This is a genomic window from Rhodococcus sp. MSC1_016, assembly GCF_023667485.2.
In the GTDB taxonomy this organism is placed as follows: Bacteria; Actinomycetota; Actinomycetes; order Mycobacteriales; family Mycobacteriaceae; genus Rhodococcus_F; species Rhodococcus_F oxybenzonivorans.
Map to the genome: position 1 here is coordinate 4,892,087 of NZ_JAMOZI020000001.1, position 25,016 is coordinate 4,917,102.

The 25,016-nt window shown below is 66.3% G+C and carries 22 protein-coding genes and 1 pseudogene; 12 read left to right on the forward strand and 11 right to left on the reverse strand.

The features are described 5' to 3' along the window. The 4 genes and pseudogenes from L1080_RS22705 to L1080_RS22720 all read right to left on the reverse strand — a co-directional run bounded on the left by L1080_RS22705 (window position 1) and on the right by L1080_RS22720 (window position 4,561). The gene (locus tag L1080_RS22705) at window positions 1–1,266 is read right to left on the reverse strand and encodes an aspartate kinase (protein ID WP_159918953.1); all 1,266 of its coding nucleotides are present in this window, start codon (window positions 1,264–1,266) and stop codon (window positions 1–3) included. A 95-nt stretch (window positions 1,267–1,361) separates the two neighbouring features. After that, on the reverse strand, window positions 1,362–2,330 hold the full coding sequence (locus tag L1080_RS22710) for a hypothetical protein (protein WP_250765216.1): 969 nt from the start codon (window positions 2,328–2,330) through the stop codon (window positions 1,362–1,364). Between the two features lie 84 nt (window positions 2,331–2,414). Then, window positions 2,415–4,114: pseudogene (locus tag L1080_RS22715) on the reverse strand (SulP family inorganic anion transporter). Between the two features lie 9 nt (window positions 4,115–4,123). Beyond that, window positions 4,124–4,561 carry a DUF7144 family membrane protein gene (locus L1080_RS22720; RefSeq protein WP_159918950.1) on the reverse strand — a complete coding sequence of 146 codons (438 nt, stop codon included), beginning with the start codon at window positions 4,559–4,561 and terminating at the stop codon, window positions 4,124–4,126. Between the two features lie 159 nt (window positions 4,562–4,720). Between L1080_RS22720 and L1080_RS22725 the strand changes: the two genes are divergently transcribed. The 4 genes from L1080_RS22725 to L1080_RS22740 all read left to right on the forward strand — a co-directional run bounded on the left by L1080_RS22725 (window position 4,721) and on the right by L1080_RS22740 (window position 10,805). Further along, entirely contained in the window at window positions 4,721–5,809 is a 1,089-nt protein-coding gene (locus L1080_RS22725) for an AI-2E family transporter (RefSeq protein ID WP_159918949.1), read from the forward strand. Window positions 5,810–5,972: 163 nt separating this feature from the next. Continuing rightward, window positions 5,973–8,639 (forward strand): LuxR C-terminal-related transcriptional regulator, encoded by a 2,667-nt coding sequence (locus tag L1080_RS22730; RefSeq protein ID WP_250765219.1) that lies wholly within the window; start codon window positions 5,973–5,975, stop codon window positions 8,637–8,639. Window positions 8,640–8,749: 110 nt separating this feature from the next. Beyond that, window positions 8,750–8,977, forward strand: a complete 228-nt coding sequence (locus L1080_RS22735) for a hypothetical protein (protein ID WP_109326312.1) — start codon at window positions 8,750–8,752, stop codon at window positions 8,975–8,977. A 52-nt stretch (window positions 8,978–9,029) separates the two neighbouring features. Then, the gene (locus L1080_RS22740) at window positions 9,030–10,805 is read left to right on the forward strand and encodes a protein kinase domain-containing protein (protein ID WP_250765222.1); all 1,776 of its coding nucleotides are present in this window, start codon (window positions 9,030–9,032) and stop codon (window positions 10,803–10,805) included. 70 nt (window positions 10,806–10,875) lie between these two features. Here L1080_RS22740 and L1080_RS22745 read toward each other — a convergent pair whose 3' ends face one another. Together L1080_RS22745 and L1080_RS22750 are read right to left on the reverse strand one after the other, a co-directional pair. Then, entirely contained in the window at window positions 10,876–11,211 is a 336-nt protein-coding gene (locus tag L1080_RS22745) for a WhiB family transcriptional regulator (RefSeq protein ID WP_109326306.1), read from the reverse strand. Further along, window positions 11,196–12,200, reverse strand: a complete 1,005-nt coding sequence (locus L1080_RS22750; RefSeq protein ID WP_250765248.1) for an ROK family glucokinase — start codon at window positions 12,198–12,200, stop codon at window positions 11,196–11,198. The genes L1080_RS22745 and L1080_RS22750 overlap by 16 nt, the downstream gene beginning before the upstream one ends. 146 nt (window positions 12,201–12,346) lie before the next feature. On the opposite strand from L1080_RS22750, the gene L1080_RS22755 reads away from it, so the two are divergent. Next, window positions 12,347–13,552, forward strand: a complete 1,206-nt coding sequence (locus L1080_RS22755) for a low temperature requirement protein A (RefSeq protein WP_159918946.1) — start codon at window positions 12,347–12,349, stop codon at window positions 13,550–13,552. 42 nt (window positions 13,553–13,594) lie between these two features. On the opposite strand, the gene L1080_RS22760 is transcribed toward L1080_RS22755, so the two are convergent. Next, entirely contained in the window at window positions 13,595–15,007 is a 1,413-nt protein-coding gene (locus tag L1080_RS22760) for a hypothetical protein (RefSeq protein ID WP_250765250.1), read from the reverse strand. Between the two features lie 19 nt (window positions 15,008–15,026). Here L1080_RS22760 and L1080_RS22765 point away from each other — a divergent pair, with 19 nt between their 5' ends. Genes L1080_RS22765 through L1080_RS22780 form a run of 4 tightly spaced genes read left to right on the forward strand, consistent with a single transcriptional unit; the run spans window position 15,027 to window position 18,238 of the window. Next, window positions 15,027–15,833: an S-methyl-5'-thioadenosine phosphorylase gene (locus L1080_RS22765; RefSeq protein ID WP_250765254.1), complete on the forward strand. Its 807-nt coding sequence runs from the start codon at window positions 15,027–15,029 to the stop codon at window positions 15,831–15,833. After that, window positions 15,830–16,897: an NAD-dependent epimerase/dehydratase family protein gene (locus L1080_RS22770; RefSeq protein ID WP_250765257.1), complete on the forward strand. Its 1,068-nt coding sequence runs from the start codon at window positions 15,830–15,832 to the stop codon at window positions 16,895–16,897. The genes L1080_RS22765 and L1080_RS22770 overlap by 4 nt, the downstream gene beginning before the upstream one ends. After that, complete coding sequence (locus L1080_RS22775) at window positions 16,890–17,564, forward strand: glycosyltransferase family 2 protein (protein WP_250765260.1); 675 nt, start codon at window positions 16,890–16,892, stop codon at window positions 17,562–17,564. The genes L1080_RS22770 and L1080_RS22775 overlap by 8 nt, the downstream gene beginning before the upstream one ends. Beyond that, a complete protein-coding gene (locus L1080_RS22780) occupies window positions 17,561–18,238 on the forward strand; it encodes a TIGR04282 family arsenosugar biosynthesis glycosyltransferase (RefSeq protein ID WP_250765263.1) in 678 nt (225 codons plus the stop codon). The genes L1080_RS22775 and L1080_RS22780 overlap by 4 nt, the downstream gene beginning before the upstream one ends. Here L1080_RS22780 and L1080_RS22785 read toward each other — a convergent pair. The 3 genes from L1080_RS22785 to L1080_RS22795 all read right to left on the reverse strand — a co-directional run bounded on the left by L1080_RS22785 (window position 18,235) and on the right by L1080_RS22795 (window position 21,259). After that, entirely contained in the window at window positions 18,235–19,383 is a 1,149-nt protein-coding gene (locus tag L1080_RS22785) for an alpha/beta fold hydrolase (RefSeq protein ID WP_250765265.1), read from the reverse strand. The two genes, L1080_RS22780 and L1080_RS22785, sit on opposite strands and share 4 nt — an antisense overlap. Window positions 19,384–19,420: 37 nt before the next feature. Beyond that, window positions 19,421–20,314, reverse strand: coding sequence for a phosphatase PAP2 family protein (locus L1080_RS22790; protein WP_159926827.1), 894 nt, complete (start codon window positions 20,312–20,314; stop codon window positions 19,421–19,423). Between the two features lie 153 nt (window positions 20,315–20,467). Continuing rightward, the gene (locus tag L1080_RS22795) at window positions 20,468–21,259 is read right to left on the reverse strand and encodes a crotonase/enoyl-CoA hydratase family protein (RefSeq protein WP_250765267.1); all 792 of its coding nucleotides are present in this window, start codon (window positions 21,257–21,259) and stop codon (window positions 20,468–20,470) included. Between the two features lie 79 nt (window positions 21,260–21,338). Here L1080_RS22795 and L1080_RS22800 point away from each other — a divergent pair, with 79 nt between their 5' ends. The 3 genes from L1080_RS22800 to L1080_RS22810 are packed head-to-tail and all read left to right on the forward strand — an operon-like array spanning window position 21,339 to window position 24,603. Beyond that, a complete protein-coding gene (locus L1080_RS22800; protein ID WP_159918938.1) occupies window positions 21,339–21,950 on the forward strand; it encodes a TetR/AcrR family transcriptional regulator in 612 nt (203 codons plus the stop codon). Beyond that, window positions 21,947–23,584, forward strand: coding sequence for an acyl-CoA dehydrogenase family protein (locus L1080_RS22805; RefSeq protein WP_250765269.1), 1,638 nt, complete (start codon window positions 21,947–21,949; stop codon window positions 23,582–23,584). Before L1080_RS22800 ends, L1080_RS22805 begins: the two co-directional genes overlap by 4 nt. Window positions 23,585–23,607: 23 nt before the next feature. Beyond that, on the forward strand, window positions 23,608–24,603 hold the full coding sequence (locus L1080_RS22810) for a crotonase/enoyl-CoA hydratase family protein (protein ID WP_284707379.1): 996 nt from the start codon (window positions 23,608–23,610) through the stop codon (window positions 24,601–24,603). A gap of 64 nt (window positions 24,604–24,667) precedes the next feature. Here L1080_RS22810 and L1080_RS22815 read toward each other — a convergent pair whose 3' ends face one another. Further along, a complete protein-coding gene (locus L1080_RS22815; protein ID WP_109326292.1) occupies window positions 24,668–24,967 on the reverse strand; it encodes a DUF4193 domain-containing protein in 300 nt (99 codons plus the stop codon). Window positions 24,968–25,016: the final 49 nt, after the last annotated feature.

Consider the following 25,016-nt stretch of genomic DNA (forward strand, 5'->3'; position numbering starts at 1 on the left):
TTACCGTCCCGTTCCTGCGTGCACGACAGCTTCTTCGTCGCCGCCGAGTTCGAATGCGTCGTGGATCGCCTTCACAGCCTTGTCCAGATCGGTGTCCTTGACGAGCACCGAGATGCGAATTTCGGACGTGGAGATGAGGTCGATGTTGATCCCGGCCTCGGCGAGCGCCTCACAGAAGGTGGCGGTGACGCCGGGGTGGCTCTTCATGCCGGCTCCGACGAGCGACACCTTGCCGATGTGATCGTCGAAGACGATCTGGGTGAAACCGATCTCGCCCTGCAGCTTGGACAGCTTCTCGACGGCGCGCGGCCCGTCGGCCGTCGGCAGGGTGAACGTGATGTCCGTCTTCCCGGTCTCGACCTTGGAAATGTTCTGCAGCACCATGTCGATGTTGATCTCCGCGTCGGCGACCGCCCGGAAGATCTGCGCGGCGTAGCCCGGGGTGTCGGGGAGGCCGACGACGGTGACCTTGGACTCGCTGCGGTCGTGCGCGACTCCGGTGAGAATTGCTTCTTCCACGGGGATGTCCTCCATCGATCCGGACACGATGGTGCCCGGCTTGGTCGTGTATGACGAGCGGACGTGCACAGGCACGTTGTAACGGCGGGCGTACTCGACGCAGCGCAGCATCAGCACCTTTGCGCCGCACGCCGCGAGTTCGAGCATCTCCTCGAACGACACCGTCTCGAGACGCTGCGCGTCGGGAACGATGCGCGGGTCCGCGCTGAAGATGCCGTCGACGTCGGTGTAGATCTCGCAGACGTCCGCTTTCAAGGCAGCCGCGAGAGCCACAGCGGTGGTGTCGGAACCGCCGCGTCCGAGCGTCGTCACATCCTTGCTGTCCTGGCTGACGCCCTGGAATCCGGCGACGAGGACGATCGAACCCTCGTCGAGCGCGTCGCGAACGCGACCGGGTGTGACGTCGATAATTTTGGCGTTGCCGTGCGCACCGGTGGTGATGACACCTGCCTGCGAGCCCGTGAACGAACGGGCTTCGGCACCGAGCGAATGGATCGCCATCGCGACGAGAGAGTTGGAGATGCGCTCACCGGAGGTCAGCAGCATGTCCATTTCGCGGGCGGGTGGGGCTGGGCACACCTGCTGAGCCAGATCGAGCAGCTCATCGGTGGTGTCCCCCATCGCTGAAACCACGACGACGACATCGTTGCCGGCCTTCTTGGTCTCGACGATCCGTTCAGCCACTCGTCGGATTCGCTCGGCGGTTGCCACCGAGGATCCGCCGTACTTCTGGACGACGAGAGCCACGCGTTTCTACCTCCAGGTCGAAGAATCTGTACTGGTCCAGCTGTCGAGCTTACCGGCGCAGTCCAATGTGATCCCGGGTGAGTCCGTCGGGCCGCCTATCCGAACACCGTGGTCGCGGCCTCCACGACCCTCGCGACTGCGGTGCAGTTCGGCCCGTGAACAGTGACGACTGCACCAGTGAAACCGAGCCTGCGGGTGAACTGGTCGACCTCGGCTCCGGGTCGCGTGATGTCGATCGGCTCACCCATCGGGCTCGTCCAGCGGCACCGGTCGCCGATCGTCTCCGGTCCGGTGGGAACGGTTGGTCGGTTTTCCTTGACCGGCGACACGGTGAACGACACGGTCACCTCACTTCCTGGCGCCCGATACGGGTCCGGAAACAGGACGCAGTCGAACGGTGTCGGCGGTGCGTCCGGATCGACGACGCGTCCGCCGGCGTTGCCCAGCACGTCGAGGACTTCGCACGGGTCGTGGACCGCGAGTGCCACCTGATTCCGGGCCGCGGCGTCACGGGCGGGCAGTCCCGGCCGCATGCTGTCGATCGCGGAGTCCAGCACCGCGTCGGCCAGCGGGCAGGCGTCCTCCCCGGCGACGGTTCCGACGCGGACAGTCGCGAACTGGGGCTTCGCGCGTTCCTCCAGCGTTCCGAGGTTCAGCTGGAAGACGCGTTCACACGTCCCGCGCGCGAGGTCCGCGCCCGGGCCGCGGTAGACAGTGACCCCGTCGACCGTGTCCGGCCGGGTCAGCGCTGCGTCCGACAGCATCGATGGCAGCAGAGACACGTCCACATAGGTCTTCGCGCCGCCGGGCCTTGCAATCAGCGCCGAACACACCGGCAACTGCACAGCGGATCCGAATTGCTGAACCGTCCCGAACTGCCGCACCACAGCCTCGTCCAGAAGTCCGCACGGATCGGCGGCGCGTAGGGCGTCCTCGACGTCGATGTGACGTTGCTGCCCTGGACTCGACTCGTCCAGCGGAGACGCCCCCGCAGTCCCCGACACGTTGTGCGCACACCCGGACGTGATGACGGCGCACAGGAGCGCCCCGGCAATTCTCTTCACTCGACCCCCCTCGAATCCGCCCGAACACTACCGGCGGCTCCGCCACCCGTGAGTGGTTGAGGAGTCCCTGCACTCGTCAACCACTCACGGGCGCGAAGCGCCTGCGTCGAGCGCGTCCTGCACGGTGGCGTACAGGTTGACGGGTGTCGCATCAGAGCCGGACAGCCGGAGCGTGTCCCGGAACTGTCCGATGTCGTGCGCGACTCGGAGTTCGATTCCCCTGCGTGCGAGCACACTCCGCAATTGTCCGAGCATCTGCGCGGCAGTGACGTCGACAAAAGGTGACGTCTCGGCGTCGAGAACCACCACCCGTGTGTCGTCGGCGCACAGGTCCTCGATGCGGTCCTTGACGTGCTCGGCATTGGCGAAGAACAGTCCCGCCTCCACGCGCACCACCACCACGTGCGGTGCGGTCGGAAGGCCGGGGTGACGCTCCGCGTCCACCCACAGCGATCCTTCCTTCGCCAGCGCTGCGACGTGGGGACGCGACGCTCGGTAGAGAAGCAGCAGCATGGACACGCCGATTCCTATGACGAGTCCGGGAAGAGTGTCGAACAGGAGCACCCCGACCATCGCGGCGAGCGCGGCCGCGAAATCGGCACGCGCGGCGTATCCGTAGATGTTGCCGAGCCTTTCGGTCCACACGCCGTAGAGCCGGCGCAGCGCTCGAATGTCGACGAGCTCGATGACGGCCGCGATCACCACCGCCGACAACGTCGCCTCCGGCAGCTTCTCGAAGAGTCCGGTGAGGAACAGCAGCGTGACGATGGTCAACGCGGCCACTACCAGGCCGCTCACCTGCGATTTCGCCCCTGCCCCACCATTCACGGCGGTCTTGGACAAGCTGCCGTTGACCACCATTCCCGAGCAGAGACCGGAGCCGAGATTCGCGGCGCCGAGACCGAACAACTCTCGATTCGGGTCGACCTCGTAGCCCTCTTTCGTCGCATATGTCTTCGCGGCGCCCAGTCCTTCCGCGAACCCGATCAGCAACACACCCACAGCCGGGCCCATCAGATCGAGGAAGTCGTCGAATCCGACGCCTTCCGGTAACCCGAGCGTCGGCAGACCGGAATCAATGGGTCCGACGATGTCGACGCCCTTGCCATCCAGGTCGAACAGCGAGACCGCGGCGATTCCGAGAAGGACGACGAGCAGCGAGCCGGGGACGACCGGCACCCAGCGCCTGAGCCCCAGCACCACGGCGAGACTGAGCCCGCCGACGACGAGGGTGCCCCAGTCCGTGTCCCCGAGGTGAGCGATCACCCCCCCCAGGTCTGTTCGAAGAAGTTGCCCGTCGTCTTCTCGATCCCGAAGATCGCCGGCACCTGCCCGACGATGATGGTGAGGGCGAGACCGACTATGAAGCCTTTGAGCACGGGTTCGGAGATGAATGACGCGATGAAGCCGAGACGGAGCAGGGCGGCGAGCAGTCCCGCGACTCCGGTCGCGATCGCCAGGACCGCCGACAGTGCTGCATATTTCCCGCCGTCGGCGGCGGCGACGGGTGCGACGATGGCCGCAGACAGCGCGGCCGTCGCAGACATCGGCCCCACCACCAGGTGCCGCGAACTACCCGCCGCCGCATAGAGAATCAGCGCGGGGACCGCCGCATACAGGCCGACGACGGGCGGCACACCCGCGATGGTCGCGTAGGCCAGGGCCTCGGGGACCAGAACAGCCCAGACGGTCAGGCCCGCGAGCACATCGGGCCTGACCCATCCCTTTCGATACTCCCGCAGTGAGCCGAAAACCGGCCAAGCGCCCGCCCGGGGACTCACCACTCCCTCGTCCTAGTACGTGGCGGTGTCGTACTTGCTGGTGTCCCAAGTGGTGACTGCCCAGATCACGACCACGTCGAGGGCGATGATGAGAATCGACCACAGCGGGTAGTAGGGAAGCCACAGGAAGTTCGCGAGGATGGACAGTGCGGCAATACAGACGGCCACGATTCGCGCCCAGGTGGCACCCGTCATCAGACCTACGGCACTAGCGATCAGGACGAGGCCCAGAACGATGTGAATCCACCCCCACGTGGTGGTGTCGAACTGATAAGTGTATTCGACGCCGATGACCAGCAGGTCGTCGGAAGCGACTGCGGCAATTCCCTGGAAGAACGAAATCACGCCGACTGTCAGCAGCAGAATCGCCGCTGCCAGAGACGTTCCTGCTGCAAAACCCTGCTTTACAGGGCTGTTCGTTCTGGACTCGGGATTGGTCGTCATGTCCATGCCCTTCTCGAAAGTGTGTTTGCGAACAAGTGAATGGTCCGGCCTCGTTCGGTCGTGGACATCATCCGCGCCGGGTGATCCTCATCTGCAACGGATGATGTGCGTCGGCGCACCGAATGCGAGAGTCGATGCGGCCGACCTTTGCGAAGGGGACACGAGATGACGGAACCTCAGGACCGGTCCGGTAAACCGGCAGACACCCAATGGTCGATGCCGCGTGGTCTGATCGTCATTCTCGGGCTGGCCGCGCTCGTCGTCACCGTGGCGGGGATCCAGGTGGCTGCGTCGATCGTCGGCCCCATCTTCCTCGCTCTCATGCTGACCGTCGCAGTCCACCCGCTGCCCGTATGGCTCTACAGAAAGGGTGTCCCGGGTTGGCTCGCGACAATCGCGGCGATCGTGGTGGTCAACAGCATTCTTCTCGTCCTCGTGCTGTCGTTGGCCTTGTCCGTCGCGCGACTCGCCACGCTCCTACCGGAATACGCGGACGACTTCACCGGCCTGATCGATGACGCCCAGAGTTTCCTGAACAGCAACGGGGTGAACTCCACCGACGCCCAGACGCTGCTGTCCCAGGTGGATTACGGCAAGGTCTTCGGACTGGTCGAGGGAATTCTGCAGGCGATGCTGGGTGTCTTCTCGAACCTGCTGTTCGTCCTCGCACTCCTGCTGTTCATGGCCGTCGACGGCAGCTCCTACGGTTCGCGGATGTCCATCGTCACGCAGATGCGCCCCGACATCGCTACCGCCCTCACCGCCTTCTCGGCCGGTACGCGCAAGTATCTGATCGTGTCCACGGTGTTCGGATTGATCGTCGCGGTCATCGACACCGCGGCGCTGTGGGCGTTGGGGATTCCGCTGCCGATCCTGTGGGGACTGCTGTCGTTCATCACCAATTACGTTCCGAACGTCGGCTTCGTCCTCGGGCTCGTTCCACCGGCTCTGCTCGCGTTGCTCGAGGGCGGTCCGGGACTGATGCTGACGGTCATCGTCGTGTACAGCGTCATCAACGTCATCATCCAGTCGGTGATCCAACCGAAGTTCGTCGGCGACGCCGTCGGCCTGTCCGTGACCTTCACCTTCCTGTCGCTGGTCTTCTGGACGTGGATACTCGGTCCTCTGGGCGCGATTCTCGCGATTCCGTTGACACTGATGGCGAAGGCGCTGCTGATCGATATCGACCCGTCCACGAGGTGGGTGAACACAATTCTCAGCGACGCTCCCCCGCCCCCAGAACCGGCCGCATAGGCCCTTCGGGCTCGTGCGCCTTTCTGGTAGCTGGGGCAACCAGAAAGGCGCACGGAGGCGCGGAGCGCCCTGCCGTTCACCGACACGAACAGCGCTTTCTCGCTAAAATCACCGCACCGGCCCACGGCGTCGGAGATTGGCGTTTGTCGAAGATCGTTTCTCGGTGCAGCGAGAATTGGGGGTCGGCGTGACGGCAGTACATTTCGGCGAGTTTCATTCGAGTATCCGAATACCTTCGGATGCGGTGGGCCGAACGGTCACCCGCACCAGATTGCACAACCTCCTTACCGATGCCCTGACCAGCGAAGATCACCCCTATCCTGTCGTCCTCGTGTGCGCGCCCGCCGGGTCGGGCAAGACCCGACTGGCCGCCGACTGGGCATCCGAAGTTCTGGCGGGCGCGGATTCACCGACCATCGCATGGATCACGATCGAAGAACGCTACAACGACATCGGCGTCATACACCGCGCCATTCTGCGGGCACTGAACGAAACCGGAAATCCTCGGCTGCGTGCGTTGTGTGACCGCCTCGACCCCGATTCCCCCGACCTCGGTGCGCACATGTCCGCGGAGCTGGGTGAACTCGGGGAGAACCTTTGGATGGTGATCGACGACGCTCACCTACTCCTCGACACCGACATACTGAACGACCTCGAGTCGTTCATGCGTTGGCAACCGCCGATGCTCCGGACAATCATTTGCGGACGATTCGAGCCGCCACTCGCGTTGCAGCGACTTCGGCTGGACGGCAAGCTGTTCACCGTCACGGCCCGCGATCTCGCCTTCACCGCCGAGGAGGCTGCCGCGATGCTCACCGAGCACGATGTGCGGCTCGATTCCGGCGACCTCGACGCCCTGATGGAGCGCACCGAGGGTTGGGCAGCCGGAATCCGTTTGGCAGGAATGTCTTTGGAAGGTCATTCCGATCCCAGTCGGTTGATCGCCGAGTTCTCCGGTAATCGACGAGCGGTCGCCGACTATCTCATCGAGGAAGTTCTCGCCGGCCAGACCGACGAGATGCGCGACTTCCTTCTCCGCACCTCCGTGCCCGCATCGTTCACAACCCACTTCGCGGAGATTCTCACCGGCTGCACCGACGCGCACGACAAGGTGGATTGGCTCGAACACCACAATTTTCTGATCAACCGAATCGACGGCTCCCCGACGGAGTACCGGTACCACCCGCTGCTGCGTAGCTATCTGCGGGCGGAGATCAGCCGCGTCGGGCACGTCGAGGTGGAGCATCTCGAACTCACCGCCGCGCACTGGCACGCGGAATTCGGGGATGCGCTGGTGGCGCTCGAACATGCGGTCAACTCGGGCGACCACGATGCGATCGTCGCGCTGCTCTCCCGGACGTCGCTGTCGTTGATCGTCGGGGGTCACGGTGAGGCGGTCGATCGTCTCCTCACCCGGGCGCCGCGAACCACCCAGGAGCATCCGTCGGCGCGCTTGATCCGCGCGGCGGCGGCGCTGGCCGCGGGCAACGTTCCCGTGGCGCGGTCTACGCTCGACGTTCTCGACCGCACACGGACAGAGACCGCGATCGACGAAATGGATCCGCGACGGCACCTGCTGCTTCGGGAGTCGCTCCGCGTGCAGACCGCCGTTCAGACCGGCGACATCGACGACGCGCTGACCCGGCTGCGGTCGGTGGGACCGGAATCGACCGGCGAATCCGAACTGGACGCGTTCGTACTTCTTCAGGAAGGCAGGGCGCTACTGTTCCTCGGCCGAACCGAGGAGTCGGAGCACGTGCTCGGGAGGGCGTTGGCTCATGCCCGCCTCGCCGATGCGTCGCTCACCGTCATGTACTGCCTCGGCTCTCTCGCGGCCCTCGCCATGTCGAGAGGCGAGGTAGTTCGCGCCGCCACCCTCGTGAGCGAGTCGCTCAAAATCGGAGCGGAGCAGTCCGCCACGGACAATCCGACGTTCCACCTGGTGCGATTGGTCGATTCGTGGTGCCGGTACGTCCGTCTCGACGACGACGCCGCGCAGATCGCCGCCGAATCGGCCGTAGTTCTGCACCGTGAGAACGCCGGAACCGCAACGCTCGCGGACGGCGCCGCGGTGTTGTTCGGACTGGACGGGTCGGACCATCGGCACAGTGCGGTGACCACGCTCCATGCGCACAGCCCTGTCTCGTCGTCGATTCCCGTGCCGCCGGGTATCCGGGCGGTGTTGCTGCCGGCGATCCAGTACGCGTACCTCACCGCCGGCGAGGTCGGGTGGGCACACGAACTCGCGGCGGACGCGCGGACCCTGATCGGATCGACCGGTGACACGGCGGTCCTCGACGCCATCGTTTCCGTCCACGCCCACCGTCTCGATCAGGCCCGCAAAACCCTGCAACCCGTGCTGGACGGCACAGTGGTGTGCGCGGCGGGCACCAATCTGATTGCGGCGTGGCTGGTCGACACGGCAATAGCGCTTGCACGCAAGCATGATTCGCGGGCGCACAGTGCCCTCACCGAGGCGCTCCGCCTGGCCGAGCCCGATTCGGTGCTGCGTCCGTTCCACGACTGCGGACCGCAGATCCGAGAATTACTGATCCGGAGCACCGGCCGGTTCGGGGTGCTCGAGACTTTCGCGGAGCGGCTACGCGCGTCGTTTCCACGGTCCGGAACCGCGGCGTCCGACATGCTGACTCCCCGCGAACTGGAACTGCTCGTGGAGCTTCCGTCGTGGCGCACGGCGGAGCAGATCGCTACCGACCTGTGCGTGTCCGTGAACACCGTGAAGACGCACCTGCGCGGGATCTACCGCAAATTCGGGGTCACCTCCCGACGTGACGCCATCGCGGCGGCGCAACAGGCCGGCTTGCTCTGAGCGCGATTCACCACTTGCGGGTGAGGCGCGCCGCCGTCTTTCGAGTCACCCTTGATTCATTGGCTGACCGCTTGTCGAAGGACTGCCCATCCGCGAATGAAGGAGCCGCCGTGGAGCAATCGACCTGGCCCGACAATGTCAGGTACGCCTTCCTGATCAGCGGCACCTTGTCCGAGCGGGTCATTGCGGCTTTCCCCGAGTTGGACGTGTCGGGTGTGACAACCGGTGACACCACGCTGTACGGCCGGGTCGACAGCCCGACGGACCTGCGAGGGATGCTGGCCCGTTTCGACGCGCTGGGATTGACCGTCATCGAGATGCGGCGGCTACCGGACTGACCCGGGGTCGGGGTTCAATGGGTGGAGGGACCCGGGAGGCGGTGAAGCCGGTGTGAGTGGCGAGTTCGAACCGGGCACGGTGTTTGCCGGCTACGTGATCGAACGGGTTCTGGGACGAGGCGGCATGGGCACCGTGTACCTCGCTCAGCATCCGAACCTGCCACGCAAGGTCGCCCTCAAATTGCTGGACTCGGTGTGGGCGAGCGACGAGTACGTCCGCTCACGCTTCGAGTCGGAGGCCGACCACGCCGCGAAACTCGAACACCCCAACATCGTGACGATCCACGACCGCGGCCGGGAGCGTGGCCGGTTGTGGATCGCGATGCAGTACGTTCCCGGCGTCGACGCGCGGAAAGCCCTCGCGTCCGGCGGACTGGATGTCGCGCGGGCGATGCGCATCGTGTCCGAGACCGGGAACGCCCTCGACCATGCACACAGGGCCGGCATTTTGCATCGCGATGTGAAGCCCGCCAACATCCTGCTTGCCGAGGGTGATCCCGAACGGATCCTGCTGGCCGATTTCGGCACCGCGAAGGCGCTGGACGAAACACATCAACTGACCCGGACGGGGATGCTCGTCGCGACGTTGCATTACGCCGCACCCGAGCAGATCGAGGGTGCGACACTCGATCACCGGGTCGACATCTACGCGCTGGGATGCACGTTCTTTCACCTTCTGACCAACGAACCGCCGTATCCGGGCACCACGGCCTCCGCAGTGATGCACGGTCATCTGAACGGTCCGATCCCGAAGCCGAGCAGGGTGCGGCCGGATCTGCCCGCCGGATTCGACGATGTCGTCGCGCGGGCGATGGCCAAGGACCGTGACGACCGGTATTCGAGTTGCCGTGAGTTCAGCGACGCGATCGACGCCGCGTCACGCAGCGCACCCGCCCCCGGCCCGTCCCGGCCCGTCGATCCCGCGGCAACCACCCATGTCAGCGGCGGGACTCTCACCGAGACCGTCCCGGCGCCGCGGCGCCGGCCGTGGTGGCGCACACCGGTGGCGGTGACCGCGGCCCTGACCGGCGCCGTGATCCTGGCCGGTGTCGCCTTCTTCGCATGGCCGGACGAACAGCCGACAAGCGAGCAGGTGGTCCTTCCGATCACCGGCCTGGCGAGTCCTGCGGGACTCGCGGTCAGCGACGCCGGGGACCTCTACATCGCGGACAGCTCGGCCAAGCAGGTTGTGCGGGTGCACGCCGGCTCCGGACAGCAGACCGTTCTCCCGTTCACCGGACTCGCGGTGCCGCAGGGCGTGGCCGTCAGTGCTTCCGGTGACGTGTACGTCTCCGATCTGGTGACCAACACGGTGACACTGCTGCACGACGACACCGCGTTGCCACTGCCGTTCACCGGTCTGAACCAGCCGTTCGGCGTCGCGGTGGGGCCGGACGGAACCGTGTATGTCGCCGACACGCTGAACAACCGGGTGGTGTCCCTGCACGACGTCACGGCGACCCCCGTCGACGTACCGCTGACGGTGATCGGCCCGTTCACCGTGGCCGTCGACAAGCAGGGCGACCTATATGTAGGCACCCCGAACAAGGTTCTGGCGTGGAACGCGGCGACACGTGCGCAGAGCTTTCTGCCCCTCACCGACCTGCAGAGCGTGGGCGGGGTGGCCGTCGACGACAACGGGACGGTGTACGCCATCGACCAGAACCATCACCGCGTGCTGCGACTTCGGGCCGGCTCGGACGAACAGGAAGTTCTGCCGTTCACCGGACTCAGCGAACCCGAGGGCATCGCCGTGTCGAACCGTGGCGACGTCTATGTCGCGGATACCGACAACGGCCGGGTGCTCATGCTTCCGGCCGGTAACTGATGCCGAACAGCGTCAGGCGTGGAGTGCCAGATCGAACGGCGTCAGGCGCGGCGCGTTAGATCGAACGGCGTCAGGCGTGGCGTGCCAGATCGAGGCCGAACGATTCTGCGACGGCGTCGTCCACCCGGCCCTGGTGGTTGGCGAGGAGTTCTTCGCGTTCGTGCGCGGCGAGCCCACCCCAGATTCCATACGGTTCGCCCACCCTGAGTGCATGCTCGCGGCACTCGACCAGCACGGGACAGCCTCGGCAGGTCTGTTTGGCGCGGAAGTCACGCAGTTCGCGTGCCCGGCCGCGTTCGCGGTCGGGGTGGAAGAAGTGTGACGATTCGTAGCCGCGGCACGCGGCGTCTCGTTGCCAGTCCCACACTTCGGCGACCGGAACGGGAAGACTCAGCCGATTGGACATTGCACTCCTCCAGATACTTGTGAGCCGTCATGAGCGAGCCCGAGCAGGTGCTCGCGAGCCAGGTCGGCGGCGCCGACGATGCCGACGTTCGCGCCGAGTTCGGCCAGCCGGACTTCGGCGACCGGCCGGTGTGCGCGTCCGGTGAGGCGGTTCTCGAACGCGGCGGCGGCAGGGGCCCGAAGCAGTTCGCCCGCTTCACACACCCCTCCGCCGATGATGAAGAGGTCGGGATCGAAGAACGCGGCGATGTCCGCCATGCCGTGTCCGAGCCAGGAACCGATCTCCCGAAAACACTCGAGCGCCGCTGCGTCGCCGTGCTGTGCTGCGGCGGTCACGTGGTGTCCGGTGATGGCCTCGGCGCGTCCACCTGCGCGGGCCAGGAGTTCCGCGGCGAATGCGGGCGAGACCACCGCGAGGTCCTGCGCCTCCCGCACGAGCGCGCGTCCGCTGGCGTAGCGCTCCCAGCATCCGTTGTTCCCGCAACCGCAGCGGCGGCCGTGCGGTTCGACATTGAGGTGACCGAATTCCGCAGCCACTCCGAAGCGCCCGCGGTGCAGAACGCCGTCCACGACGATGCCACCGCCGATTCCGGTTCCGACCGTGAGCACGACAACGGTGCGACCGGTGCGTCCGGCCCCGAATCGCGCCTCGCCCCAGGCTGCGGCGTTGGCGTCGTTCTCGACGATGGTCGGCAGTCCGCAGGAGGCCTGGACGACTTCACCCAGAGGCTCGTTGCGCCAGGCGAGGTTCGGGGCGAAGAGCACGGTGCTGAGGTCGGCAGCCACGAAACCGGCTGCGCCGATACCGACCGCCTGCACGGGATACGTGGCCGCCAATTCACGCACGAGCTCGGCGATGGCGTTCTCGACCTCCCGCGCATCGTGGGACGGGGTGTGCCGGCGCTCCATCCGATGGATGACTCCGTCGCCGTCCACGACTCCGGCCGCGATTTTGGTGCCACCCACGTCGATGCCGATCGTCAGAGCCATGGTTTTTGTCCTCCATACGAGTGAGCGGTGTCACGCTGACAGTAGAGCAACTTAAGACCGACATCAATACATACTTCCGTCTTTTTACGAACAAAGCCGATCTGGCCCGACTTCCGCGGTGTGCTACGAGGTGGCACCATTCATCCGTGACCTTCGCCCATCGTCTGCGTCCGCGCCTCGTCCAGGAGCGCGAGTCGGTTTCGACGCTCGAGCTGTTCTTCGACCTCGTGTTCGTCTTTGCGATCACGGGCGTCACCGGTTTCATGGCAGACGACCCCACGGGCGTCAATCTGCTGCGTGGCTCGCTGGTGATCGCCGTTCTGTGGTGGAGCTGGGTGGGATACGCGTGGATCTGCAACCTCGTGCGCGCCGACGAAGGAGTCGTGCGGGTGGTGATGTTCGGTGCGATGGGTGGCGTCTTCATCACCGCGCTGACCATCCCCGAAGCATTCGACGATCTAGCCGGTGGGCTGGACGGCCCAGTCGTCTTCGCCCTCGGCTACTTCGTGGTGCGGTCCCTACATCTGCTGATGTTCTGGGTGATCAGCCGCGACGATCCGCAGCTGCGCGGCCAGGTTCTCCGGTTCACGCCGAGCATGTTGATCGGCACGACCTTCCTCTTGATCGCCTCCCAGCTCACTGGAAACGCACAGACCGTGATGTGGTTCCTGGCCCTCGCCGGTGACTACATCGGCACCCTCATCGGGGGGACCGGGTGGCGGCTGCGATCGGTCACCCATTTCGCGGAGCGGCACGGACTCATCATCATCGTCGCCCTGGGTGAGTCGATCGTGTCCATCGGCATCGGCGTCGCGGACCTCCCGATCTCCTGGGCCATCATCGTGGCGTCGCTGCTCGGCCTCGCGGTGTCGGGGCTGCTGTGGTGGTCGTATTTCGACGTGACGTCCCTGGCCGTGGAGCACGCGTTCGAACGAGCCACAGGTGCCCGTCAGATCCGGATCGCCCGCAACTGCTACAGCTTCCTGCATCTTCCGATGGTGATCGGTGTCGTGATGCTGTCGCTGGGACTGAAGAAGATCCTGTCGTATGTCGGCGACGGTAACGATCACCGGCTGACAGATCCTCTGTACGGCTGGCCGCTGATCGCACTGTTCGGTGGCGCCGGGCTCTATCTGCTCGCACTGGTGTGGTTCAAGGCGTACGCCACCGGGTCCGTGACGGTGCCCCGGGTGGTGGCGGCGGTCATCCTGCTCGCACTGATCCCGCTCGTCTGGCACGTTCCCGCCCTCGCGACGCTGGGGATTCTCACTGCGGTCCTCCTCGCGCTGATAGGTTTCGAAACGATCCGCTACGACGAGCCCCGCGACCAGATTCGTCACGCCCACCCGTGAGCACTTGTTAACACTCCGCGGTGGATATGTACGCACGGGCTGTCACCAGTTCGTGAAGAACAGATGATTGACGGCCAGTGCGCCGAAAGCCTGTAGTGCAAGCCAGAACCGGTGACTTGGCCGCGGCAACAGCGCAGGAGCGGCGAGCAGCCACACCGCGAACGGCAGCCAGATGCGTTCGGTTTCGGCTTTGCTCAGCGCGCTGAGGTCCGCGATCACCACGGCAAGCAGGGCGGCGACCACCAGCACGTTGACCGGGGACAGCTCCTTCAGCCGCGGCCACGTGAACACCCGAGGGAGGGCCGCAGGTACCGCCACTCCGACGGCGCACACGAGGGAGGCGAAGTTCGCCCATGCCCAGTACCGGAACGGCCGATCCGACGCGATGCCCTGGTAGTAGCGTTCCTGCACCAACACATAGCCGTCGAACCACCAGAAGCCGTACGCAGTGAACACTGCCGCCACCGCAAGGGCACCGACCATGGCGCCGGCCAGCGGCCTCGCCGTGCGGGCGATCACCAGGACGGCCACCGCGGGCAATGCCATCAGAACCAGGCCATAGCTGAGATAGATCCCGAATCCGAGCAGCACGCCACCACCGACCGCGGCTGTGGTCGGACACCGGACCGCGCGACGGGCGGACAGGGCGAGCAAGGCGATCCCCCACGCCACCACTCCCGCGAACAAGGCGTCCGCGGACACCGCCACCCAGATCGCGGTGGGCGCGAGCACGAGGAATGGGGCCGCGCGCCGCGCCATCGACTCGTCGCCCAGCGCCCGGATGGTGACGATCACGGCAGCGGCCGCGCTCGCCCCGACCACGACACACAATGCCGAGGCCCAGGTGCCGCCGCCGAGGCCGATCCGGTCGAGCCAGACGAACGTCAGGAGCGCACCCGGCGGATGCCCCGACACGTGGGTGGTCCACGATTCCGGTTGGTTGTCCAGAATCCGTTCGGTGAAGCCGCGCAGCGTCGTCGGGATGTCGGTGATCCGGGGAACCTCGTGCAGATACTCGTCCTCGGACGTCAATCTGCGAACGAACCCGCGCTGCCAGCCGTCCACCATCGCCAGCGACATCGCCCATGCGGCGGAGACGAGCCACGCTCCCAGCGTGAGGTGCCGCCACGACAGCCGCGAGGCCAGGCCGGGACCCCACACCGTGACCGCCACCGCGAGCACGATCGCGACCGGGGTCCCCCAGCCGACGTGCACGTCGCGGAACCCGAACAGCGGAGCGGCATCCGCGAAGTCTCGCACGCTCTCCGCCGCCCGGTGAACAATCGCTGTCATCGTCTCGTTGCCCAGGCGCGGGACGACGAACGCCGCGGCGACGAGAAGCAGCGCGAGCCCGGCAGCCGTCAGATCCCGGTACGCGAAGCGCCGTCCCGCTGCTCGCTGCTCGGGTCCGATGACGTCATCTCCTTCGGCGAAAGTCGCACTCGCGCCCAGCATAACGACGGAGGATGTCTCTATGGCCGCAATGAGTTCCACCGAACGCCCCCGTGCGGAGGTTGCCGTCATCGGCGGGAGTGGCTTCTATTCCTTTTTCGACGAAGGAGCAGCGGAGGTCGAGCTCGTCACCCCCTATGGCAGCCCGAGCGCCCCCATCACGGTAGGCGAAGTGGACGGCAGGCGCGTTGCCTTCCTGCCGCGGCACGGTCGGCGTCACGAGTTCGCTCCCCACACGATCCCGTATCGCGCCAATCTGTGGGCGCTGCGCACACTGGGTGTGCAGCGGGTGTTCGCACCGTGCGCCGCCGGGAGCCTCGTCACCGACTGGGGTCCCGGAACGCTGGTGATCCCGGACCAGCTGGTCGACCGCACCAGTGGCCGCACCCAGACGTACTTCGATGGCGGCGGCATTCACGTGCAGTTCGCCGATCCGTACTGCGCCGACCTGCGCAAGGCGGCCCTGCGGACCGGCACGGTAGACGGCGGGACGCTGGTGGTGGTCGAGGGCCCACGCTTCTCGACCCGGGCGGAAAGCCAGTGGTTCGCACGGCAGGGCTGGTCACTGGTGAACATGACCGGACACCCTGAGGCCGTTCTGGCCCGGGAGCTCGAGATGTGTTACGCCACCATCGCTCTGGTCACCGACCTCGACGCCGGGATCGATGCAGGGGACGGTGTGCGCGCCGTAGATGTGTTCGCGGAGTTCGAACGCAACCTCGGTTCCCTGACATCACTGGTTCACAAGGCGATCGCCGCGGCGCCGGAAGGTCCGTGCGACACCTGTCGCGTGCACGAGGGCGCGACCTTGCCCATCGAACTGCCATGACTTCTCGACGAGTGCTGCTCACGGGCGCAGCAGGATTCATCGGCAGCCACGTCTTCACGGCTCTGCAGGATGCGGGACACGAGGTCGTGGCGGTGGACGCACTGCTGCCGTCCGCGCACGGCGCCGACGCGGACATTCCGGACGGTGTTCGGCACATCGATGTCCGCGACCAGGAAGCCATCACCCGACTGCTGAACGGCATCGACGTGGTGTGCCACCAGGCCGCTGTCGTGGGGGCAGGAGTGGACGCGAGCGACACCCCCGCATACGCCAGTCACAACGACTTCGGAACAGCAGTACTCCTGGCCGCGATGTACGCAACCAAGTGCACCCGAATGATAGTCGCGTCGTCGATGGTGGTGTACGGCGTCGGGCGCTATCGCAACCGGCGCGGCGATGACGTCGAACCGGCACCACGCCGTAGGACCGATCTCGACGCGGGAGTGTTCGACCACATCGAGCCCGACACCGGGGAGCCGCTCGAGTGGGCCCTCGTGGACGAGGATGCGCCGCTGCGTCCGCGTAGCTTCTATGCCGCCGGCAAGGTGGCTCAGGAGAATTACGCACTCGCCTGGTCGCTGGCCACGGGCGGATCCGTCACCGCGCTGCGCTACCACAACGTGTACGGCGACGGAATGCCTCGCAACACACCGTATTCCGGTGTCGCGGCGATGTTCCGGTCGTCTCTCGACGACGGCGAGCCACCTCGGGTGTTCGAGGACGGACGGCAGACACGGGACTTCGTCCATGTCCGGGATGTCGCGGCGGCGAACATTGCCGCACTCGACGCGGAGTTACCGGAATTTGCGGCGTTCAACGTGTGTTCGGGTCAGCCGATCACGATCGGTGAGGTGGCCACGACACTGGCACGTTCCTGCGGCGGGCCCGAGCCTGTCGTCACCGGGAAATATCGCCCCGGCGACGTCCGGCACATCGTGGCCGATCCACGAAGAGCCGAACAGTTCTTGGGATTCCGGGCCCGGATCCGGCCGCACGACGGACTCACCGCCTTTGCCCACGCACCGCTGCGCAACGCCCGATCGATGGGTTCTCCTCATGCCTGAGGGCGTCACCATCTCTCCCGCGGACGTCACCGTGGTGATTCCCTGCATGAACGAGGCGGGATCGTTGCCGGGTGTACTCGCCGGGATCCCGCCGGGCTACCGAGTGCTGGTGGTGGACAACAATTCCACCGACGGCACCGCTGACGTCGCCCGGGCGCACGGTGCGTCCGTCGCGGCAGAGGCCAGGCCCGGGTACGGCAGCGCCGTCCACGCGGGCGTGGAGGCCGCACGGACGCCGGTGGTGTGTGTGCTCGACGGCGACGGTTCGATGGACCCCCGCGAGCTCCCCGCACTCGTCGCTGCCGTGGAATCCGGTGCGGATCTCGCCGTCGGCCGCCGCCGCCCGGTCGAACGCAGCACCTGGCCCCTGCACAGCCGGATCGGCAACGCCGTCGTCGCTGCCCGCCTCCGACGCCGCTACGGTATCCCCATCCACGACCTCGGTGCGATGAGAGTGGTTCGGCGGCAGGCCCTTCTCGACCTCGGTGTCGGCGACCGGCGTTCGGGTTACCCACTGCAGCTCCTCATTCTCGCCGGCCGCGCGCACTGGCGGATCACCGAATGTGACATCACCTACCGACCGCGCACCGCGGGGTCGTCGAAGGTGTCGGGGTCGGTCAAGGGGACGCTGCGCGCCGTCCACGACTTCTGGAGGGTGATGCGGTGAGCATCGGCGTGGCCGTTCTCGTGGTCGCGAAGGTTCCGGTGCCGGGGTTCGCGAAGACTCGCCTCGCCCGGGAGATCGGGAACGGCGCGGCCGCAGATCTGGCGGCGGCGTCACTGCTGGACACTCTCGACGCGGTCACCTCGACCGGAGTTGCCCATCGTGTCGTGGCCCTGACCGGTGATCTCGCGCGGGCGACGCGGAGCAGAGAGATCACGGCAGCACTGAAGGGCGTCACCGTCCTCGAACAGCGCGGCGGCAATTTTGGGGAACGCCTGGTCAATGCCCACGCCGACACCTTCACGATGACCAAATCACCGGTTCTGCAGATCGGGATGGACACGCCGCAGGTCACCGCGCATCTGCTCGGCGATGCGGCCGCACTACTTGCCGACGAGGCACCGACGTGTGTGCTCGGGCCTGCCGAGGACGGCGGCTGGTGGGCTCTGGGCGTACCCGACCCCGGGGTCGCGGAGGCGATCCTCCCGGTGCCGACGTCGAGTTCCGAAACCGGTCGGCAGACCTACGAGGCGCTGATCGCCGCGGGCGCGTCGGTGCGCCTGCTACCGACCTTGCGCGACGTCGATCACGCCGCCGATCTCGGACCAGTCGCGGCGCAGTGTGCACTGGGAAGCCGCTTCCGCACCTGTGAGTACTTATTAACATTCCGCGGTTAATAAGTACGCACGGGTGGGGACGGGAGGAGCGGCCGGAGGAACGGTGCGATTCGGTTCTCGATAGCCGCGTTGTAGGCGGCCGGTTGCTGGATGGGATTGGCGTGCCCGATCCCATCCAGCTTCGCGACGAGCAGCGTGCCGTCCACGCCGCCGGACTGCTCGACGAGTATGCGTTGGGTGTAGTCGACGTCGACCACGGGATCGAATCGACCGTCCCGCGGGCGAACGAAAACGACTGCCGGCAGGGGTTTCCCATCCCGCTCCACGGCAAGCGACTTCAAATTGTCGATGGCACCGGAGGCGACAATTACCTTGAACTGGGACTCGATCAACCCGTTACTGGCGGCATCATCCGAGAACACCTTGTCGTGCAGGACCTCCTCGACGACGCTGCCGAGAGCGGACAGATCGACGCGCGGGTACCACGAGTTGCTGTCGAGGAAGCGGTCCTTGCGGGCGGCTGTTTCGACGAGCACGCGAAGGCTCCTGCTCTCCCGCGCGCCCGGCAACCAGCCGATCCACCGCAGCATGTCCTCCCCGGCGTCGCGCGCATCTCCCCGCACGGCGTGCAGATCGACGGGCGTGCAGTCGAGAACGACCCCTGCCAACACGGTGTCGGTGTCCTCGTAGATGTGCTGAGCCACCTCCAGCGCGACCACCCCACCCATGCTGTGCCCCGACAGGATGATGTTGTCGGTTCCCGTGGCGGCAGCATGGTCGACGATCAGGTCGCTGATCACCTTGGTGTCGATACCGCTGTTGTCATATTCCACTGCCCACACCTGCCCGAGGTCGGTGTAGGCCGCGAGCGACCGTGCCGTATCCGTGGCGTCGACGTTGCCGAGCCCGACCATGTCGACCACTGCTGTTTTCTGATCGGCCGGATCTTTCGCCTCGTAGACCTCGTGGACGGCGGGCAGGGTCTGGGCCAGCCGCTCCCTCTCGGGTTGCACGTCCTGGACCCAATATTGCCCACCGACGATGAGCACGGGCACCATCGACAGTCCGAGCCACATCAGCATTCGGCGGGTGCGGCCGAAGCGGCGCCACGAGTGTCCCGGGCGGGTTCGGCGCAACTGCATTTTCCGTCGGGCATCACTCCAGTCGCCGACGGTGGACGGGGGGCGAGGGACGTACTGTTGCATCTCTTCCGACGGTACGCGTGCCGGTTTTCTACGGTGGTCACGCAGCGAGGGAGACGTCCGTGCGTTCCCCTTCCCCGCGCAGTCCGGCCCGCCCCTCCCACATCCTGCACAGGACGATGGCGAGTCCGACGCAGGCCCAGCCGGCGAGCACGTCCACCACATAGTGTTCGCCGCCGTAGACGAGCGCGAACGCCATCGCCAGTGGGTACAGCACGAGTGGAATACGCAGCCACCACCTGGTGGTCAGCGGCCACAACGCGATCGCGACCAGGAAAGCGAAACCGGCATGCAGGGAGGGCATTGCCGCCACCGGATTGCCTTGTGCCTCCAGCCACCGCGTGCTCACGTCCAGCGGGACGATGCCGAATCCGAAGCCGGCGACACGGCCCACGGGATCATCGATCGCGCCCACCTCGGCCGCAAACCACGGCGGCGCGGCCGGCAGCAGGATGTAGGTGGTCAACCCGAGGTACGAGAGCACCAGCACCCGCCTCATGTATTTCGCCCAGATCGGCCGGGAGTACGCGTAGAAGACCGCCGCGACCAGCCACGGCACGAGGAAATGACTGGTGTAGACGATGCCGGTGAGCAGAGTCCACCACGGCGGCACACCGTGCGGCCCGAGCAGCTGGTCCTGCAACCAGACCGTCGGGATCGCGCCGCCGAACAGCCAGCTCTCCGCGGTGACCAGTTCCGTGACGCGGATGGGCATTCCGAGTTCGTCGGCGACTCCCCGGCTGAGGTCGTACACCACCAGCGCGGCAATGAGCGGGAGCCAATCGGTCAGTACCTTCAGGTGTTCACGCCAGCTGCGGTCGATGGTGAAGGCAATCAGCCCGGCGATGATCCAGGCGGCCTGATAAAGACGATCGGTGGGCAGGCCGACGAACCAGATCACCAGCACCAGCGCCGACAGGTACGAGAACCACACCACCTGCCGCAGTCGGATCCTGCGCCGCGACGTTTCCTCGGTCTCGGTCGGTGCGGCCCGGAAGAACTGCTCCTTTACCCAGTCGTTCACGTGCACCCCACCTTCGAGCCCGGTTAATCGATGCTACGCACCTGTCATCGTCACCGGGCTCGGTCAGGAGCGATCCGCGTCGGGCGTGTCGAACGATCCGTGCCGCCCCGCACCGGCGGCGAACCGCGACGCACCCTCGACTGTTCCGTTCGCCAACGAGGTTGCGCCGTGGCGTAGTTCCGCCAGGAGCGCGATCTCCTCGGACAGGCCGTGCTGTTCGAGGACCGACAGCCGGTCTTGCCGCATGCACACCTGCGGGAAGGCAGCGATGTCGGCGGCGAGTTGCTGCGCCGCCGAAAGCGCGTCACCGGCCGGGACCTTCCGGTTGATCAGCCCGATCAGGAGGGCTTCGTCGGCGTCGACGGAACGGCCGGTGAGAATCAGATCCATCGCGCGACTCTCACCGATGAGCCGCGGGAGGCGAACGGTCCCCCCGTCGATCAGGGGGACACCCCAACGACGGCAGTAGACCCCGAAGATCGCGTTCTCGTCGGCGACCCGCAGGTCGGCCCACAGTGCCAATTCGAGTCCACCGGCCACCGCATGACCCGCGACCGCGGCGACGACGGGCTTGGACAGCCTCATGCGGGACACCCCCATCGGGGCGTCTCCGTCCGGGGCGACCCGGTTACCCCGGCCTGCGCTGATCGCCTTCAGGTCTGCCCCTGCGCAGAACGTCCCGCCCTCACCGTGCAGAACTGCGACGGAGGCGTCTTCGTCGCGGTCGAACTCGCAGAAGGCGTCGGCGAGCGCCTCGGCGGTGGGCCTGTCTACCGCGTTGCGCACTTCCGGCCGATTGAGACTGATCGTCGTGACCGGGCCGTCCCGTCGGACGAGTACCACGTCGGAAGCCATCGGATGCGCCTTTCCTCGCTGGTCCGGCCGACGTTAGCACCCTTGACGGAAGAACGGAACGGGTGTTCACTTCTTTGATATGGCCTATCGGCGCACTCCTGCCGTTCAGGAAAGACTGGACGCCCTCCGTACCACCCTGATCGACTCCGCACTCGGGTTGATCGCCCGGCACGGCTACGCAGGGTGCTCCATCTCGGCCGTCGCAGCCGAGGCAGGAGTGGGCACCGGCACCGTCTACCGCCACTTCGCGAACAAGGGCGAACTGTTCGCCGAGGTCTTCCGAATCGTGTGCAGCCGCGAGGTGAGCGCTGCGGTCCAGGCCGGCAACTCCGCGCAATCCACCGAAGGGCGCTATGTCGCAGCCGTGTCGGCCTCTGTGCACACCTTCGCCGAACGCGCCCTGCGCGCACCGACACTCGCCTACGCACTGCTCGTCGAACCCGTCGACCCCCAGGTGGACACGGAGCGACTGCTGTTCCGTGAATCGTTCCGCGATGCGCTGGCAGTCGCCATCGCCGCCGCCGTCGAGGCCGGGGAAATCCCGGATCAGGATGCGTCGGTGACCGCAGCCTGCATCGTCGGGGCCATCGGTGAGGCCTTGATCCTGCCGCTGGCCCGCGGAGCCGGCGACTCCGCCATCATCCCCGCCCTGCTCACCTTCACCCTTCGATCTCTCGGGAGCCCGACATGACCGCCACGCACGAGGTTTTCAATCAGGTGCCACCCCTCACCGACTTCGACGCGGCCTACTACCCGCCGATACTCGAAGCGCTGCAACGGGAGGGCGCACACGACGCGCTCGAGGAACTGCACGACCTCGGGCGGCTGGCGGGCAGCGAGGAAGCCCAGCGGTGGGGCGACCTCGCCGAAGCGCACCCACCCGTGCTGCGGACGCACGATCGTTACGGTCACCGCATCGACGAGGTGGAGTACGACCCGTCGTATCACCGGCTGATGACCACCGCAGTCGAGATGGGGTTACACGGCAGTCCGTGGGCGGATCCGAATCCGCATGCTCACCTGATCAGAGCGGCGAAGATGGCGGTGTGGGGACAGGTCGACGCCGGGCACGGCTGCCCGATCTCCATGACCTACGCCGTCGTTCCCGCGTTGCGTCACAACCCCGAACTCGCCGCACGATACGAACCCCTGCTCACCTCCCGCGTCTACGACCCGGTGTTGCGTCCGCCCCTCACCAAGGCCGGGCTGATCGCCGGAATGTCGATGACGGAGAAGCAGGGCGGCTCCGACGTCCGCGCGGGCACCACCCGCGCGGTGCCACAGTCCGACGGCAGCTACCTGCTGACCGGGCACAAGTGGTTCACCTCCGCGCCGATGTCGGACCTGTTCCTGGTCCTCGCGCAGGCCCCGGGCGGACTGTCGTGTTTCCTGCTTCCCCGCGTCCTCCCGGACGGTGGCCGGAACCGAATGCACCTGCAGCGCCTCAAGGACAAGCTCGGCAACCACTCGAACGCGAGCAGTGAGGTGGAGTACGACGAGGCCGTGGCGTGGCTCGTCGGTGAGGAAGGCCGTGGTGTTCGGACCATCATCGAGATGGTCAACATGACCCGCCTCGACTGCACGATCGGGACTGCCACCGGCATGCGGGTCGGCACAGCGCAGGCAGCGCACCACGCCGTGCACCGCAGCGCGTTCGGCGCCCACCTGGTCGATCAGCCCCTGATGCGAAATGTGCTCGCTGACCTGGCGGTGGAGTCGGAGGCGTCCACCACGGTCGCACTGTGGCTGGCCGCACTCACCGACCGCGCGACGGCCGGTGACGAACAGGCGACGATGCTGCGCCGGATTTCCCTGTCGGTGAGCAAATACTTCGTCTGCAAACGCGGGCCGATCCATGCGGCGGAAGCCCTGGAATGCCTCGGCGGCAACGGTTACGTCGAGGAGTCGCGGATGCCGCGGCTCTATCGGGAGGCGCCCCTGTTGTCGGTGTGGGAGGGCTCCGGCAACGTCGCCGCCCTCGACACCCTACGGGCGATGGCGAAACAACCGGAGTCGCTGCAGGTGTTCTTCGACGAACTCGACTCCACTGCCGGAGTCGATTCCCGGCTCGATACCGCGGTCGCCGAGCTGAAGTCGAGCTTCGGCGACCTCGACAGCCTCGAGCACCGCGCCCGCCGGGTCGTCGGCGACATGGCACTCGCCCTGCAGGGTTCACTCCTCGTCCGCCGCGGACATCCGGCGGTGGCCGACGCCTTCTGCGTCAGCAGGTTGTCCGGAGACTGGGGCACCGTGTTCGGGACACTCCCGACGGGCATCGACACCGCGGCGATCATCGACCGCGCCACCCCCAAGGTGGGGTCGTGACCGACTACGAGAACCACGCCGGCATGCGTCCCGGCGCGTGGCGGGAAGGCTGGGACGAGGGAGCCGATTCGCTGTTCGCGGACCGGGAACAGGCCGAGGACCACACCGAGTACCGCACACTCACCTACGAGGTGACCGGGCGGATTGCGCGGATCACCTTCAACCGGCCGGAGCACGGCAATGCCATCACCGCGGACACCCCGCTCGAGCTCGCCGCTACCGTCGAACGGGCCGACCTCGATCCCCGCGTCCACGTCATCCTGCTGTCTGGACGAGGGAAGGGGTTCTGCGGCGGATACGACCTCGGAGTGTTCGCCGAGAGCGGCGGCAATCCGGGAGACGGACCGGACAGGACCACCGGCACGGTGCTCGATCCGATGGTGCAGGCGCGCAATCACAATCCGTTCGGCCACTGGGATCCGATGGCGGATTACGCGATGATGAGCCGTTTCAATCGTGGGTTCGCGAGTCTGCTGCATTCGAACAAACCGACCGTCGCGAAATTGCACGGCTTCTGCGTGGCGGGCGGCACCGACATCGCCCTCTACTGCGACCAGATCATCGCGGCCGACGACACGAAGATCGGCTACCCCCCGACCAGGGTGTGGGGGGTGCCTGCCGCCGGGATGTGGGCGCACCGCCTCGGCGATCAACGGGCCAAGCGATTACTGCTGACCGGTGATTGCCTGAGCGGAAAGCAGGCAGCCGAGTGGGGGCTGGCGGTGGAGTCTGCGCCCGCCGAGGAATTGGACCAGCGCACCGAGGACCTCATCGGCCGGATCGCTCAGATGCCGATCAATCAGCTGATGATGGTCAAGCTCGCCTTGAACAGCGCTCTCCTCGCCCAGGGGGTGGCCAATTCGGGCATGATCAGCACCGTGTTCGACGGCGTCTCCCGGCACACCCGTGAGGGATACGCGTTTCAGTTGCGTTCGGCCACCGCGGGATTCCGCGAGGCTGTTAGGGAACGGGACGAACCGTTCGGTGACCACAAGCGGCGACAGTTCGATCAGCCGTAGGCGCTGTGCCCGCGCGAACGACGGACGTGAGTGCCGAAGTACGGCACTTCGGCACTCACCTGTCTCACGCGCAGTCGCGGCAGATCAGCTGGCCACCCTCGTCCGAGGCGAGTCGGGAACGATGGTGCACCAGGAAGCAGCTACTACAGGTGAATTCGTCGGCCCGTTTCGGAACGACCCGTACCGTGAGTTCCTCGCCGGACAAGTCTGCGCCGGGCAGTTCGAAGGACTCCGCGGTGTCGGCCTCTTCCACGTCGACGACGGAAGATTGCGACTCGTTCCTTCTCGTCTTCAGTTCTTCGAGCGAGTCCTCCGCGAGTTCGTCGTCGACGGTAACCCGTGGTGCGTCGTAGTCGGTTGCCATGACTTCCTCCCTTCGGCTCGGGTCTCCCCTGCCGGACATTCCCGCGCTT